Origin of the sequence: Sporosarcina sp. GW1-11, assembly GCF_033088395.1 — a bacterium.
Taxonomy (GTDB): domain Bacteria; phylum Bacillota; class Bacilli; order Bacillales_A; family Planococcaceae; genus Sporosarcina.
The window spans coordinates 43,312-57,235 of sequence record NZ_JAPMIW010000009.1; the positions used below are offsets into that span (position 1 = coordinate 43,312).

The following is a 13,924-nucleotide window of genomic DNA, read 5'->3' on the forward strand; positions in this document are numbered from 1 at the left end:
ATGCCTACTAAAAGCATGTCTTTGTTATACTGTAATCAACCCGAATGAGGGAGGAAAAGATTTTGTTAACGTATGTTCTTGTATTTCTTTTAGGCGCCGCGCCGGGCTTCGAAGTTTTGGTGGCGGTTCCGCTCGGCATTCTCAGAGGTATGTCGCCAGTAACCGCAAGTATACTTGGGTTTGCTGGAAATACTACCACTATTTTGATTGAAGTGATAGTATTTCAGAAGTTGAAAGCATGGTGGGAGAGTAAGAGAAAGAAGGATGTAGCACTACCTTCTAAGCGGACTGTTCGTGCTGAAGCTATTTGGAGGCGCTATGGTGTCCCTGGGCTTGCGTTGTTGGGTCCTGTTTTGATAGGATCTCATCTCGCTGCATTCTTAGCTTTGGCACTAGGTTCGACTAAAAAACAAACGTCAATATGGCTTTTAATTAGTCTGGCCATTTGGTCCGCTGTCTTTGCTGTTTTAGCAGTACTTGGAATCGATATATTCTCTTGGATACGCCAAAAAGCATTCTAAAATTTACTCTTTCCACTTAGTATAGACAGAATAGTTAGAAAATGTGTATACTATATTAAGAAAGTGAAAAAGAGGAGTGGATTGATATGATGCAGACACCACTAATTTTATCTTCATTTATTACAAGAGTAGAACGTTTTTTTCCGGATAAGATGATCATTTCACGCACAGGCGAACAGACTATGCAACGGTTTACGTATCGTGAATGGGCAAAGAGGACACGTAAATTATCGAATGCTTTGACGCAGTTAGGTATGAAAAAAGGATCAAAGGTTGGGACGTTTGCTTGGAATCATCATCGGCATTTAGAAGCGTATTTCGCTGTTCCTTGTACAGGCGCCGTCTTGCATATGATCAATATTCGACTGTCTCCAGAACATATTATGTATATTATTAATCATGCGGAAGATGAAATTCTACTAGTAGATGAAGAGTTTTTCCCTCATCTTGAGAAAATGGCACCGATGTTAAAAACTGTGAAACACTTTGTCATTATGAGTGATAATAAAGAGTTGCCTAAGACGACATTGGAGAATGTGCACTCCTATGAAACATTGCTTGAAAGCGCTTCCGATGAATATGACTATCCTGAAGATTTGGATGAAAATACACCTGCTGGACTATGCTATACGTCTGCAACGACCGGACAACCAAAGGGCGTAATGTACACACATCGCGGACTTGTTTTGCATAGTTACGCACTTGGATTGGCAGATGGTATGGGACTTTGCGAACGCGATATTGCAATGTCTGTTGTACCAATGTTCCACGTTAACGCATGGGGTATTCCGTTCGCGGGAGTCTTCTTTGGAACAACACAAGTATTGCCGGGTCCTGGATTTAATCCAGTCGTGCTCCTTGATTTGATAGAATCCGAAAAGGTAACGATCACTGCAGGCGTTCCAACAATATGGCTCGCTGTGTTAAAAGAACAACAGCAAAACGAACGTGATCTATCTTCGTTACGCGGTATAGTCTGTGGAGGATCGGCTTCACCAAAAGGGCTAATTCGTGCGTTTGAAGAGAAGTTTAACATTCCGTTCATTGTAGGCTATGGTATGACTGAGACAAGTCCGATTGTCAGTTTATCAGTTCTTACTTCATCGATGGATAATCTGACTATGGATGAGCGAATCGAAATCCGAGCCTTGCAAGGACTTGTCATGCCAGGTCTTGATGTTCGCGTAGTCAACGAAGATGGTGAAGTTCCGTGGGATGGTAAGACAATGGGAGAACTTACCATTAAAGGTCCTTGGATTGCTAGTGAATATTATAAAGATGAACGAACAGAAGAAGCATTTAAAGACGGTTGGCTATACACAGGTGATATTGCTGTCATGACAAAAGACGGATATCTGAAACTAACAGACCGTACAAAAGATTTGATCAAAAGCGGAGGCGAATGGATTTCATCTGTAGATCTCGAAAACGCCCTGATGACACATGAAGACGTTTATGAAGCAGCAGTTATTGCCGTGCCGCACGAAAAGTGGATGGAACGACCATTAGCTTGTGTAGTTTTAAATGAAGACATTGTTCAAGACGATGATAAAAAACAGCAGCTGAAAGACTACTTAACAGGTCAATTCGCCAGTTGGTGGGTTCCGGACGAAATACTCTTCGTCAAAGAAATACCGAAAACTTCAGTAGGGAAATTCTTGAAAGCTGCTTTACGCGACCAGTTAAAAGAACAATACCTAGACAAATAAAACCCAAACAAATCCTTCGCTCATGTAGAGTGAAGGATTTGTTTGGGTTTCACTAAACTGGATTGCCTATACTCCCAACTCATTGCGCTTTAGCAAATGCCTGCGCCAGTTCGCTCGTCATTTCTTGCTTTTCTTTGTCGTCTGCACGTTGCCAAAGTTGTTCAAAAAACACACCTAATCCTGGTAGTAGGTGTTCTTCACCACGCGCAATTGCATCATCAATCACACTCCGCACATCGGAAGAGCTATTATTCGTCATATTTGCCTTAATCGCATCTCGTATTTGAAAATCCATAGTATCAGCCTCCTATCATTATCTTTTCCACAACAGTATCTAAATATACGTGTATTTGGTACACTAAAAAGAAAAAAGGATGTACTGCCCCTTGAATAAACGAATCGAATCAACTCAAAACTCCCTAGTAAAACATTGGAAAAAATTAGTGACTACACGAAAAGAGCGCGATCAGACGAAAGAGTTTCTCGTTGAAGGTTTTCATCTTGTGGAAGAAGCGTTGAAACAACCAGACTTGGTTATTCAGCTACTCGTTCGTGAAGACATCGATATACCATCCCACTGGAACGCACCAATCATTGATTTGACTGCAGCGGTTGCAAAAGAGATATCTGAAACAGAACAAACACAAGGCGTTTTTGCCTATTGCCGACAACCGAACTATGACGAAGCTAACCAACAACAATGGAAACGTCTATTGCTAATTGACGCTGTTCAAGATCCAGGCAATATTGGCACGATGATCCGTACAGCAGATGCAGCCGGGTTAGACGCGGTTATTCTTGGTAAAGGTTGCGCGGACCCGTTCAATCCAAAAACGGTCCGTTCAGCACAAGGATCGCATTTCCATATTCCGGTCGTACGCGAAGAATTGACAACTTGGCTTGAGCGTTTGAAATCAGAAAACATACCAGTCATTGGCACAGGGCTACAAGAAGCGATCACGTTAAATGAGATGAAGCCACAACCAGCTTTTGCCTTACTCGTCGGCAATGAAGGAAGCGGTGTAGATCCTGACCTATTGTCTCAAGCTGATCACGTTGTGAAAATCCCTCTTTATGGACAAGCTGAATCACTAAATGTAGCCGTTGCGACAGGCATTTTATTATATACACTACGTGAACAGCAATAAGCCTATTGAAGGCAAAATCGTTTTACGGTATACTGTGAGATGAATCAAAACAACAGCAACGACCGGGAAAAGTAGATGAAAAGTTGCGTTCTTAGGGATTTCACACCTCGACTGAAAGTGTGGAAAACGCGCCTCACCGAAGTTCACCCCGCGAGCTGCACGCTTGGACCATTTATGTAAAGGCGTGCCGGCAAAGGACCGTTATTCCAATTTAAGTGATTTTGCACCCTGTTTTTCATGGTGCAAACTAATCAGGGTGGTACCGCGAAATCGACCTCGTCCCTTTTATAGGGGCGAGTTTTTTATTTTCCGGAAAACTTCCTAAGATGGAACGTGTGAAAACTACACCTGAAATAGAGAGAGGAGCTCATACACATGAAAGAACAGCTACATGAACTGAAAGAACAAGTCATGGAGAAAATCAAACAGTCCAATACTGTTAAAGAATTAAACGACGTACGCGTGGCCTACCTTGGAAAAAAAGGTCCGATCACAGATTTACTCAAAGGAATGGGAAAACTACCTGCGGAAGAACGTCCGAAAATGGGCGCGCTAGTCAACGAAATTCGTGAAAGTGTAACGGAAATCTTGGAGAATCGCAAAGAAGTCCTAGAACAAGCAGCAATCCAAGAGCAACTCGATAAAGAATCAATCGATGTCACACTGCCTGGCCGTCCAGTGGAACTTGGTAATCACCATCCGCTAACACGTGTTGTTGAAGAAATTGAAGATTTCTTTATTAGCATGGGCTATGAAATTGCAGAAGGACCTGAAGTTGAAAAGGACTACTACAACTTTGAAGCATTGAACTTGCCGAAAGGTCATCCAGCCCGTGATATGCAAGATTCTTTCTATATCACAGAAGACATCTTACTGCGTACGCACACTTCACCCGTACAAGCACGTACGATGGAGGCAAAGGAAGGTTCTGCAATCAAGATCATCTGTCCAGGAAAAGTGTATCGCCGCGACTCAGATGACGCGACGCACTCACACCAATTTACACAAATTGAAGGATTGGTTGTCGGAGAAAATATCCGTATGAGTGATTTAAAAGGAACACTTGATTTATTAGCGAAGAAGTTATTCGGTGCAGAGCGTGAAATTCGTTTTCGTCCGAGTTTCTTCCCATTCACTGAGCCTTCAGTAGAAATGGATATTTCTTGTTTCAAATGTGGCGGATCCGGCTGTAACGTGTGTAAGAAAACAGGCTGGATCGAAATTTTAGGTGCAGGTATGGTACATCCGAACGTTCTACAGATGGCAGGCTATAATCCGGAAGAAGTTACTGGATTTGCGTTCGGTATGGGACCAGAACGAATTACAATGTTAAAATACGGAGTGGAAGATATTCGTCATTTCTATACAAATGACATTCGGTTTATTTCACAATTCCACCGGGCAGAGGCATAAGGAGGAATACTGATGTTAGTATCAACAAATTGGTTAAGTACGTATGTAGATTGGAATGAATTGAGCGTAGAGGATTTGGCAGAAAAAATTACGCGTGCAGGAATTGAAGTAGACGGTATTATCGATCGCTCATTAGGCATGGATAATATTGTAATAGGGTATGTGACAGATTGCGTTAAACATCCAGAAGCAGATAAGCTGCATATTTGTCAAGTTGATGTAGGCGAGGAAGTCACGCAAATTATTTGTGGTGCACCCAATATCGCAGCAGGACAAAAAGTAATTGTTGCTCGTCCAGGCGCTGTTTTACCTGGTGGAATGAAAATTAAAAAAGCAAAACTTCGTGGTGAAGAGTCAAACGGCATGATCTGTTCATTGCAAGAGCTTGGCATCGAAGGAAAGCTGGTGCCGAAAGCTTATGCAGAAGGAATTTACGTCTTGCCTAGTGATGTCCGTGCAGGTGATAGTGCGTTGACACATCTTGGACTGTACGATCAAGTACTTGAGTTTGATTTGACACCGAACCGTTCCGATGCATTGAGTATGCTTGGTGTAGCATACGAAGTAGGAGCTATTCTTTCAAAAGAAATTAAATTACCCGCTATTTCTTATGAAGCATCATCTGAAAAAGCTCAAGATTACTTAAAGTTGACAGTGGAAGCAACCGAAGATAATCCGATGTATGTAGCGAAAGTCGTGAAGAACGTCAAAGTAGCAGAATCACCTCAATGGTTACAAAATATACTGATGTCAGCAGGCATTCGTCCGCATAATAACATCGTAGACATTACGAACTATGTGTTGATGGAATATGGACAGCCATTGCATGCGTTCGATTATGATCGTCTAGAAACGAAAGAAATCGTTGTTCGTCATGCGCGTGTTGACGAAACAATTGTGACACTTGATCAGGCCGAGCGTAAATTGAATGATCATAACCTTGTAATTACAAACGGCATTGAACCAGTGGCGCTTGCGGGAGTAATGGGTGGTGCGAATTCTGAAGTACACGAAGGCACTACGACTGTCGTGATTGAATCGGCTTATTTTGCCCCAGGATCCGTGCGTCAGACATCGAAAGAAGTTGGACTTCGAAGTGATGCGAGTACACGTTTTGAAAAAGGCGTAGATCCAAACCGCGTAGTAGATGCAGCTGAACGTGCAGCGCAATTAATGGCTGAACTTGCTGGTGGGGAAGTATTGGATGGCTCTGTAACATTTGACGAGCTAGACAAAACGCCGGAGCGTATTATTCTTTCCCCGGATTACGTAAATAATCGTCTTGGTATGAAAATCCCGATGGACGAAATGAAGAGTATCATGGATCGCTTGCAAATTCCTACAGAAGCAATCAACGGCCAACTGGTGATGGATATTCCAACGAGACGCCAAGATTTACGCATCAAAGAAGATATGATTGAGGAAATTGCTCGTCTTTACGGTTATGATGAAATTCCAAAAACATTACCAGTCGTAGAAAGTACTCCAGGCGGCTTAACTCCTTATCAAGCAAAGCGCCGAATCGTTCGCAGATTTTTAGAAGCTGCGGGCCTTTCACAAGCGTTAACATATTCATTGGCTTCACCGAGAGACGCACAGGCATTTGCGTTGGAGACAGCACCTGTTACGGAATTACTCATGCCAATGAGTGAAGATCGTAGTGTCCTTCGTCAAAGTATAATCCCTCATTTGTTGGATGCTGCAACATATAACGTAGCACGCCGTAATGAGTCAGTGGCACTTTATGAAACAGGTTCTGTATTCTTAGGGATCGAAGAAGATGGATTACCGAAAGAAGTCGAGCATGTTGCTGCAGTTCTAACGGGGAAATGGGTTAACCATGCGTGGCAAGGTGAATCGAAAAAAGTGGACTTCTTCGTGATGAAGGGAATTGTGGAAGGTATGTTCGAACAGCTAGGTCTGCTTGAGCGTATTGAATTTACAAAAGCAACTGTAGAAGGAATGCATCCTGGTCGTACCGCAACTGTATGGCTAGGTGATACAGCTGTTGGTATGATCGGTCAAGTGCATCCTACGGTACAAAAAGAGCGTGATTTACAAGAAACGTATGTGATGGAAATGAACTTGCGTGTAATTATGGAATCAGCGGCAGAAGAATTATTCTACGCTCCAGTCCCACGCTTCCCATCAATTTCACGTGACATTGCATTAGTTGTAAATAGCGACACATCTGCTGCGAACTTGGAGAAAATTATTCACCAAGCGGGCGGCAAGCTATTGAAAGATGTTCAGTTGTTCGACTTGTATGAAGGTAAGAATGTCGAAGATGGCAAGAAGTCATTGGCGTTCTCATTGACATATTTTGATCCGGAACGTACATTGACGGATGAAGAAGTGGTTACTGTTCATAGTAAGGTACTAGATGCATTGACTGTTCAGGCCAATGCTCAGTTGAGATCATAAGATAAAGAAACCGCAGTTCTCTATATCTAGAGGACTGCGGTTTTACATAGTTCATTTCTTATAAACCAATTTCAAAGCCTTTTGCGTGTTAGCGAAGTGTTCTTTTGTGATGGTGTGTAGGAATGACTCACCTTTTTTACGGATAATTTGGCAAGCGACTTGGTCGACTTTGGGTCCAGCTCCTTTAGGTAAGGTAACACGTGCTTTAACGCTTAGCTGATCCATTGCCTCGAGGAACGCTACTCGTGCTAAACTAGATGCAGTCGCTACGGAACTATGCAAATTCTCGGCTTTTGTTGAGAAAAGCACTTTTTCACGGATAATTGTCGACTCTTTTTTCAAATGATTGTAGTAAACTTTTCGTTCGGCGAATTGGTCGATTTAGATATAGTCAGGCGTGATTGGTGCCATTTGCTGCAACACATTCTCATGCGCTTGGTTATGCAAAACAGCTTTGATCTTCCCTTGTGACCATCCTTGGCTTTGTATTTCGTTATATTTATCATTATCGAGAGTCAAAACAGCATAGGTGACGATTTGCTTTAGATCATTTGCGATTTGTTGCATATAGAGGTATCTGTTAGTTGTTTTGAGTCTTTTTACACCTAATTCTCGTACGAGCTCGATTTGATCGCTACTGACGAAACAAGCAGTGACTGTGATTGGTCCAAAGAAATCGCCGGTACCTGTTTCGTCGGATCCGAGAACGGATAAGGAAGCGAAGTTCGCAGGTAAGACATCTCCCTTAGCGTTTGAGCTTTTCGCTTTAGTTGCTGTGAGTGTGGCGGGGGAACCGAAATGTGCAGCGTCTCGATCAGCACCTGTTCCTTAGAATACTACCTTTCCTTACTTATAAGCTGTAATCGGTGTATCAGCTATCTTTGCAGCGAAGATCACTCCGGGTGCGTTACGAGTAATTTTACTCGATGCATAAAATTGAAACATATTAGACATTTCGTTTTCATTTAAGACAATCACTTGGTTACTCACCAGTTCATCCTCTCACTTCCTGTAAGGATATCCACTAGTATACCTGAAAAGTTGTGGTGTAATGAATGAATTCTTACAAAAATATAGCGACAATACTGATGGGAGGCATAATTGATTCACAATTAAATGTCTTTCGTGTTATGATTATGTAAGGGTTTTTAGTGGGAGGGCGAAATCATGGCTGACAAAAATAGGTCAAGAGTGACTGTTGAAATTTATGGGCAAACATATACGATTGTTGGTACAGAAACGTCTGGGCATGTGCGGTATGTAGCCTCGCTCGTTGATGAAAGAATGCGAGAAATTAGTAAACATAATCGACACTTGGATAGTAAAAAAATAGCGGTGTTAACAGCGGTTAATAGTGTAAATGACTATTTGAAGTTAGAAGAAAGAGTAAAACAGTTAGAAGAAGAACTGGAAAATCTGAAGGGTTGAGGGGCGTAATATGATTGATTTACTACTAGTCGTTTTATTAGTAGGCGGCTTGATAACAGGATTTAGAAGAGGGTTAGTCGTGCAGATTATCCATATGTTTGGATTAATTGTATCGATTTTCGTGGCGTATAAATATTACAAAGAATTGGCTGAAAAATTGGTTTTATGGATTCCTTATCCAGGGGCTACAGCAGGCGAATCGTTAAGTTGGACGTTCGAGCATTTAGACTTAGATATGACGTTTTATCGTTTGATTGCATTTATCTTTATTTTCGTTGCGGTTAAACTCGTATTGCAGTTGATTGGTTCTATGCTAGACTTTTTAAAGCATTTACCGGTTTTGGGTTTCGGAGCACGTCTTTTAGGGGCGGGATTTGGATTTATTGAGTTTTATTTAATTCTTTTTTTCCTATTATCTGTTTTAGTGATGTTACCAATTGAAGTAATCCAAAATTCATTGGACAAATCTTTACTCGCGAAAGCGATGTTTGAGCATACGCCGATTATTTCCTCGGCAATAAAAAATTGGTGGTTTGTTTACCTGGGTTAATAGATAAATGAAATGTTAAGTACATATGGACGAAAAGCTTCCCGATCGCGTGGAAGCTTTTTTATCAGAGTAGGGAGGGTACAGATTTGAACAAAAAAACGATTATCCGCACATTTGAAAAAATTGCATTATATATGGAGTTGCTAGGAGAAAATCATTTCAAAGTAGCAGCATTCCGAAAAGCAGCGTCTACTTTGGAGTTAGATACTAGAAGTCTTTCGGAGATGGATGATATTCTTTCTTTGAAAGGAATCGGTAAAGGAACGGGAGCCGTTATTACGGATTTGATAGAGAACGGCACATCCGAAGTACTGAAGGAATTGGAAGAGAAAGTGCCCAAAGGTTTGATCCCGCTGTTGAATATACCAGGTCTTGGCGGCAAGAAAATTGCGAAATTATATGAGTCACTCGGCATTGATTCGGTAGACTCTTTGCGAGAAGCTTGTGAAAAGCAAGAGGTGAGCAAACTACCGGGCTTTGGAAAGAAAACGGAAGAGAATTTGCTGCGAGAGATTGACGTATTAGCTGAGCGCTCAGGAAAAAAGCCAATTTGGCAAGTGGAAAAAGTTGTTGATTTTGTAGAAGCGGAACTTCGGCGTATTGAGGAAATTGAGAAATTCCATGTGGCAGGTAGTTACAGAAGACGCGAGGAAGAAAGCTCTGACGTGGATTGGATAGTGGTCACAAAGGATCCTGAATCCGTCCGTGAACAAATTTTAGTTGCATTGCCAATAGAAAAAGTTATCGCGCAGGGAGACGCGAAACTTTCAATCACACTCGATACTGAAAACCCGATTGATGCGGATTTTCGTTTTGTAACGAGCGCACAATTCGCTACAGCTATGCACCATTTTACAGGTTCTGCCGCGCATAATATACGCATGCGTCAATTAGCAAAGAGTAAGAAAATGAAAATTAGCGAGTATGGGGTAGAGGATGAAGCGGGCAATGTACAAACGTTTGAAAGTGAAGAAGCGTTTTTTTCCCACTTCGAGTTGCCTTTCATTCCGCCGAGTATTCGAAAAGACGGTAGCGAACTCGAACGTACGAAAGAAATTGCGAAACTTATTACACCGGATCAAATTCGGTCTGATCTGCACATGCATACGACGTGGTCGGATGGTGGATATTCTATAGAAGAAATGGTAGAAGCGTGCCGTGCAAAAAGTTATAGCCATATCGTCATCACGGATCATTCTCATTATTTGAAAGTAGCGAATGGTTTAACGCCGGAACGTTTATTGAAGCAAATAGAGGAAGTTCGTGAAGTAAACGCAAAATACGATGATATTGAGGTTTTCTGTGGAACGGAAATGGATATTCTACCGGATGGTCAATTGGATTTCGAAGACGAGATTCTACAGCAACTTGATTTTGTTATAGCATCTATCCATTCCAGTTTCAATCAACCACAAGAGCAAATCATGGAGCGTTTGCACATGGCTTGTAAAAATCCGTATGTGCATATGATTGCACATCCGACAGGGCGAATTATCGTCCAACGGGAAGGATATAATCCGGATATCGAACAGTTAATCAAATGGGCGAAAGAATACGGTAAGATATTGGAAGTTAATGCTAATCCCTACCGTTTAGATTTACGTACAGAACATATAATTCAAGCAAAGGAAGCAGGCGTTTCTATTGCGATTAATACCGACGCACACGCGACAGGACAACTGGACTATATGCCAATCGGTGTAGAATATGCCCAAAAAGCTTGGTTGACTGCTGAACAAGTAGTCAATACATGGTCGCTTGAAACGTTTATAGAGAAAGTGATTCGTAAATGAAAGGGAGTGTAAGACATTGGAAAAACGTGTCTTAAAAACACTTGAATTTGATAAAATTATCGTACAAGTTGCCGCACATTGTACATCATCCGCTGGAAGAACGTATGTGGAACAGCTTGTACCATCGCGAAATCTAGAAGATGTCCAGACACTATTGGAAGAAACAGATGAAGGATTGTCACTTTTGCGCATTCGCAGCAACGTGCCAATGGGCGGGATCCATGATATTCGTCCACATGCTAAACGAGCGCAAATTGGCGGTATGTTGAGTGCGATGGAATTAGTGGAAATTGCCGACACGATCCGAGCGAGTAGAGTGCTTCGTCAGTTTTTAGAAGGCGTGGCTGCAGAAGATGATATTACGATTCCACATTTGCTTGCACGGAAGGAAGCGATGCCGATTCTAACAGGTCTTGAACATGAAATTCATGCGTCAATTGATGATAATGGCCGTGTGGTAGACAGTGCATCCTCCGCTCTACGTTCCATTCGTCAAAGTTTACGCTTACAAGAAAGCCGTGTACGGGAACGTTTAGAAAGCTATACGAGAGGTAAGAATGCCTCGAAAATGCTATCGGATTCTATTGTCACGATTCGAAATGATCGCTATGTGATTCCGGTAAAGGCAGAATATCGTTCGCATTACGGTGGCGTCATTCATGATATGTCATCTTCCGGTCAGACGTTGTTTATCGAACCAGATGCAGTTGTACAAGCAAATAATGAGATTCGTACGTTAAAAGTGAAAGAACAAGAAGAAATAGAGAAGATTTTGCTTGCGTTGTCCGCTAGTGTTCAAGGAGTTGCACATGATTTATTTACATTAGTTCAATTACTAGCAGAAATAGATGTCATTTTGGCAAAAGCAAAATACGGCACAGCAAATAAATGTACAAAACCAACTGTTAACGCAGACGGTTATATGCGACTGTCTAAAGCGCGTCATCCTTTATTAGCGATTGATGAAGCAGTTGCGAATACAATTGAATTCGGCTCTGATATTACGACAATTGTTATTACAGGACCTAACACAGGCGGAAAGACGGTCACGCTAAAGACGGTCGGCTTATGTACGCTGATGGCACAAGCGGGAGTACCCATTCCTGTACTTGATGGTTCAGAAATCGCTGTCTTTGATTCAATTTATGCAGATATAGGTGATGAGCAGTCCATAGAACAAAGTTTGAGTACGTTTTCTTCCCATATGGTTAACATCGTAGACATTTTGAGAAAATATGATGACCGCTCATTGTTATTATTCGATGAATTGGGATCAGGAACAGACCCACAAGAAGGGGCTGCACTCGCAATCTCTATCCTAGACGAAGTACATGGTAGCGGTGCGCGTGTGATGGCTACTACCCACTATCCAGAATTAAAAGCATATGGCTATAATCGTCCTGGGGTAGCAAATGCGAGTGTAGAATTTGATATCGACACGTTGAGCCCTACCTATCGATTGTTAATCGGCGTGCCGGGCCGAAGTAATGCGTTTGAAATCTCCAAGCGACTAGGCCTGTATAATCACATCATTGATCGGGCGAAAACCTTTACAGGAGAAGATCGTGGTGAAGTCGATTCAATGATTGCGTCGCTGGAAACGAGCCGTGTGCAATCGGAAAAAGATGCAGAGCGTACGCATGATATACTGCTGGAAACAGAAAAGTTGAAAAAAGAGCTGGATGCAAAACTAGCTGAATTCGATGAGCAGAAAGATCGTTTGACGGAAATCGCTAAAGAACGTGCAAAGAAAATCGTGGAGCAGGCGAGAATGGAATCCGAAGCTGTTATTTCCGATTTACGTGCCCTTCGCATGAATGCTGGAGCTAGTGTCAAAGAGCATGAACTAATCGAAGCCCGTAAACGACTAGAAGCTGCAGCGCCTGAAGAAAAGAAAAAGAAGGTAGCCAAAGCACAAGCTGGACCTCGTCCACTTCAACCGGGCGATGAAGTAAAAGTATTAGCCTACGGACAAAAAGGGACACTTGTCGAAAAAGTATCCGACAAAGAGTGGGTTGTTCAAATCGGTATATTGAAAATGAAATTACAAGAAACCGGTCTTCAATACACGAAGCCTGAAAAAGAGAAGAAACAAGTAGTGGCGGCAGCGGTTCGAGGACGTTCAGGACATGTCAAACTAGAACTAGATTTACGTGGGGAACGTTACGAAGATGCCATTGCACGAACAGAGAAATACTTGGATGATGCCTTGCTTTCCAATTACCATCAAGTGTCTATCATTCACGGAAAAGGGACAGGCGCCCTACAAAAAGGTGTCCAGCAATATTTAAAAAAGCATTCACGTGTTAAAAACTATCGCTTTGGCGAAGCGGGTGAAGGCGGCCACGGTGTAACAGTCGTCGAATTAAAATAAAATGAAACCTTTTTGTTGCTTTAACCGTATGACAAGCAAGAGAACATAAAGAAGGTGCGTAAGTTATGAATCATACGGGATTTTGGAGTCATCCATTGGTCGAAACAGCTGGTTATTTTAGTGTCGTCACGCTTTGTTTGATTGTCTCCATGGTGTTGTTTGAAATTGTAACAAAATATAAAAACTGGGAAGAGATTCGAAAAGGGAATTTATCGGTTGCGATGGCTACGGGTGGGAAAATCTTTGGTGTAGCTAATATTTTCCGCTATTCCATCGAGCAGCATAATAGCTTGCCGCAAATGATAGGCTGGGGATTATTCGGTTTCACGGTACTCGTTTTCGCATACCTTTTATTCGAATTCCTGACCCCGAAGTTCAAGGTGGATGAAGAAATACAGGCAGACAATCGCTCTGTCGGCTTCATCTCGCTTTGCATCTCCGTCGGTCTATCATTCGTCATCGGTGCCAGTATTTCTTAGGGGAGCATGTACTTTGGAAAGATTAATAAAAATTCTACTCGTCGTCTGTGTACTCTTTGTGTTAATCGGAGTATACTGGCTCGTC

Annotated in this window: 13 protein-coding genes, 1 pseudogene and 1 other annotated feature; of the genes and pseudogenes, 11 read left to right on the forward strand and 3 right to left on the reverse strand. The window is 42.1% G+C overall.

Translation table 11 applies throughout. The features are described from left to right. Positions 1-62: 62 nt before the first annotated feature. Both ORD22_RS07680 and ORD22_RS07685 read left to right on the forward strand, forming a co-directional pair. Positions 63-521 carry a small multi-drug export protein gene (locus ORD22_RS07680; RefSeq protein ID WP_317645335.1) on the forward strand — a complete coding sequence of 153 codons (459 nt, stop codon included), beginning with the start codon at positions 63-65 and terminating at the stop codon, positions 519-521. Positions 522-607: 86 nt separating this feature from the next. Further along, a complete protein-coding gene (locus ORD22_RS07685; protein ID WP_317645336.1) occupies positions 608-2,230 on the forward strand; it encodes a long-chain fatty acid--CoA ligase in 1,623 nt (540 codons plus the stop codon). Positions 2,231-2,309: 79 nt separating this feature from the next. On the opposite strand, the gene sspI is transcribed toward ORD22_RS07685, so the two are convergent. Then, on the reverse strand, positions 2,310-2,525 hold the full coding sequence (sspI, locus tag ORD22_RS07690) for a small acid-soluble spore protein SspI (protein ID WP_317645337.1): 216 nt from the start codon (positions 2,523-2,525) through the stop codon (positions 2,310-2,312). Positions 2,526-2,604: 79 nt separating this feature from the next. Here sspI and ORD22_RS07695 point away from each other — a divergent pair, with 79 nt between their 5' ends. The 3 genes from ORD22_RS07695 (at position 2,605) to pheT (ending at position 7,215) form a co-directional block, all read left to right on the forward strand. Further along, positions 2,605-3,378, forward strand: a complete 774-nt coding sequence (locus tag ORD22_RS07695; RefSeq protein ID WP_317645338.1) for a TrmH family RNA methyltransferase — start codon at positions 2,605-2,607, stop codon at positions 3,376-3,378. Positions 3,379-3,427: 49 nt separating this feature from the next. Next, positions 3,428-3,665: a binding site (T-box leader), on the forward strand. A gap of 88 nt (positions 3,666-3,753) precedes the next feature. Next, the gene (pheS, locus tag ORD22_RS07700) at positions 3,754-4,791 is read left to right on the forward strand and encodes a phenylalanine--tRNA ligase subunit alpha (protein ID WP_317645339.1); all 1,038 of its coding nucleotides are present in this window, start codon (positions 3,754-3,756) and stop codon (positions 4,789-4,791) included. A gap of 12 nt (positions 4,792-4,803) precedes the next feature. Further along, positions 4,804-7,215, forward strand: coding sequence for a phenylalanine--tRNA ligase subunit beta (pheT, locus tag ORD22_RS07705; RefSeq protein ID WP_317645340.1), 2,412 nt, complete (start codon positions 4,804-4,806; stop codon positions 7,213-7,215). 51 nt (positions 7,216-7,266) lie between these two features. On the opposite strand, the pseudogene ORD22_RS07710 reads toward pheT, so the two are convergent. After that, positions 7,267-7,878: pseudogene (locus tag ORD22_RS07710) on the reverse strand (ribonuclease HIII). Here ORD22_RS07710 and ORD22_RS15155 point away from each other — a divergent pair. Further along, positions 7,874-8,047, forward strand: a complete 174-nt coding sequence (locus ORD22_RS15155) for a hypothetical protein (protein ID WP_411567634.1) — start codon at positions 7,874-7,876, stop codon at positions 8,045-8,047. The pseudogene ORD22_RS07710 and the gene ORD22_RS15155 overlap by 5 nt on opposite strands. A gap of 14 nt (positions 8,048-8,061) precedes the next feature. Here the strand turns inward: ORD22_RS15155 and ORD22_RS15160 are convergent, their stop codons facing one another. Continuing rightward, positions 8,062-8,205: a DUF3378 domain-containing protein gene (locus ORD22_RS15160; RefSeq protein WP_411567635.1), complete on the reverse strand. Its 144-nt coding sequence runs from the start codon at positions 8,203-8,205 to the stop codon at positions 8,062-8,064. Between the two features lie 177 nt (positions 8,206-8,382). On the opposite strand from ORD22_RS15160, the gene zapA reads away from it, so the two are divergent. The 5 genes from zapA to ORD22_RS07735 all read left to right on the forward strand — a co-directional run bounded on the left by zapA (position 8,383) and on the right by ORD22_RS07735 (position 13,839). Beyond that, complete coding sequence (gene zapA, locus ORD22_RS07715; RefSeq protein WP_317645341.1) at positions 8,383-8,643, forward strand: cell division protein ZapA; 261 nt, start codon at positions 8,383-8,385, stop codon at positions 8,641-8,643. A gap of 10 nt (positions 8,644-8,653) precedes the next feature. Beyond that, entirely contained in the window at positions 8,654-9,193 is a 540-nt protein-coding gene (locus tag ORD22_RS07720; protein ID WP_317645342.1) for a CvpA family protein, read from the forward strand. A gap of 86 nt (positions 9,194-9,279) precedes the next feature. Beyond that, positions 9,280-10,986, forward strand: a complete 1,707-nt coding sequence (gene polX, locus ORD22_RS07725; RefSeq protein ID WP_317645343.1) for a DNA polymerase/3'-5' exonuclease PolX — start codon at positions 9,280-9,282, stop codon at positions 10,984-10,986. A 16-nt stretch (positions 10,987-11,002) separates the two neighbouring features. Beyond that, positions 11,003-13,360: an endonuclease MutS2 gene (locus ORD22_RS07730; RefSeq protein ID WP_317645344.1), complete on the forward strand. Its 2,358-nt coding sequence runs from the start codon at positions 11,003-11,005 to the stop codon at positions 13,358-13,360. Positions 13,361-13,425: 65 nt separating this feature from the next. Next, the gene (locus ORD22_RS07735) at positions 13,426-13,839 is read left to right on the forward strand and encodes a DUF350 domain-containing protein (RefSeq protein ID WP_317645345.1); all 414 of its coding nucleotides are present in this window, start codon (positions 13,426-13,428) and stop codon (positions 13,837-13,839) included. Positions 13,840-13,924 lie beyond the last annotated feature (85 nt).

What these genes read in the sequence shown, in the direction of transcription:
- ORD22_RS07695 (WP_317645338.1), top strand. Translation starts at nt 2,605, where the DNA reads ATGTACTGCCCCTTGAATAAACGAATCGAATCAACTCAAAACTCCCTA.
- pheT (WP_317645340.1), top strand. Translation starts at nt 4,804, where the DNA reads ATGTTAGTATCAACAAATTGGTTAAGTACGTATGTAGATTGGAATGAA.
- sspI (WP_317645337.1), bottom strand. Translation starts at nt 2,525, where the DNA reads ATGGATTTTCAAATACGAGATGCGATTAAGGCAAATATGACGAATAAT.
- pheS (WP_317645339.1), top strand. Translation starts at nt 3,754, where the DNA reads ATGAAAGAACAGCTACATGAACTGAAAGAACAAGTCATGGAGAAAATC.
- ORD22_RS07720 (WP_317645342.1), top strand. Translation starts at nt 8,654, where the DNA reads ATGATTGATTTACTACTAGTCGTTTTATTAGTAGGCGGCTTGATAACA.
- ORD22_RS07685 (WP_317645336.1), top strand. Translation starts at nt 608, where the DNA reads ATGATGCAGACACCACTAATTTTATCTTCATTTATTACAAGAGTAGAA.
- ORD22_RS07735 (WP_317645345.1), top strand. Translation starts at nt 13,426, where the DNA reads ATGAATCATACGGGATTTTGGAGTCATCCATTGGTCGAAACAGCTGGT.
- zapA (WP_317645341.1), top strand. Translation starts at nt 8,383, where the DNA reads ATGGCTGACAAAAATAGGTCAAGAGTGACTGTTGAAATTTATGGGCAA.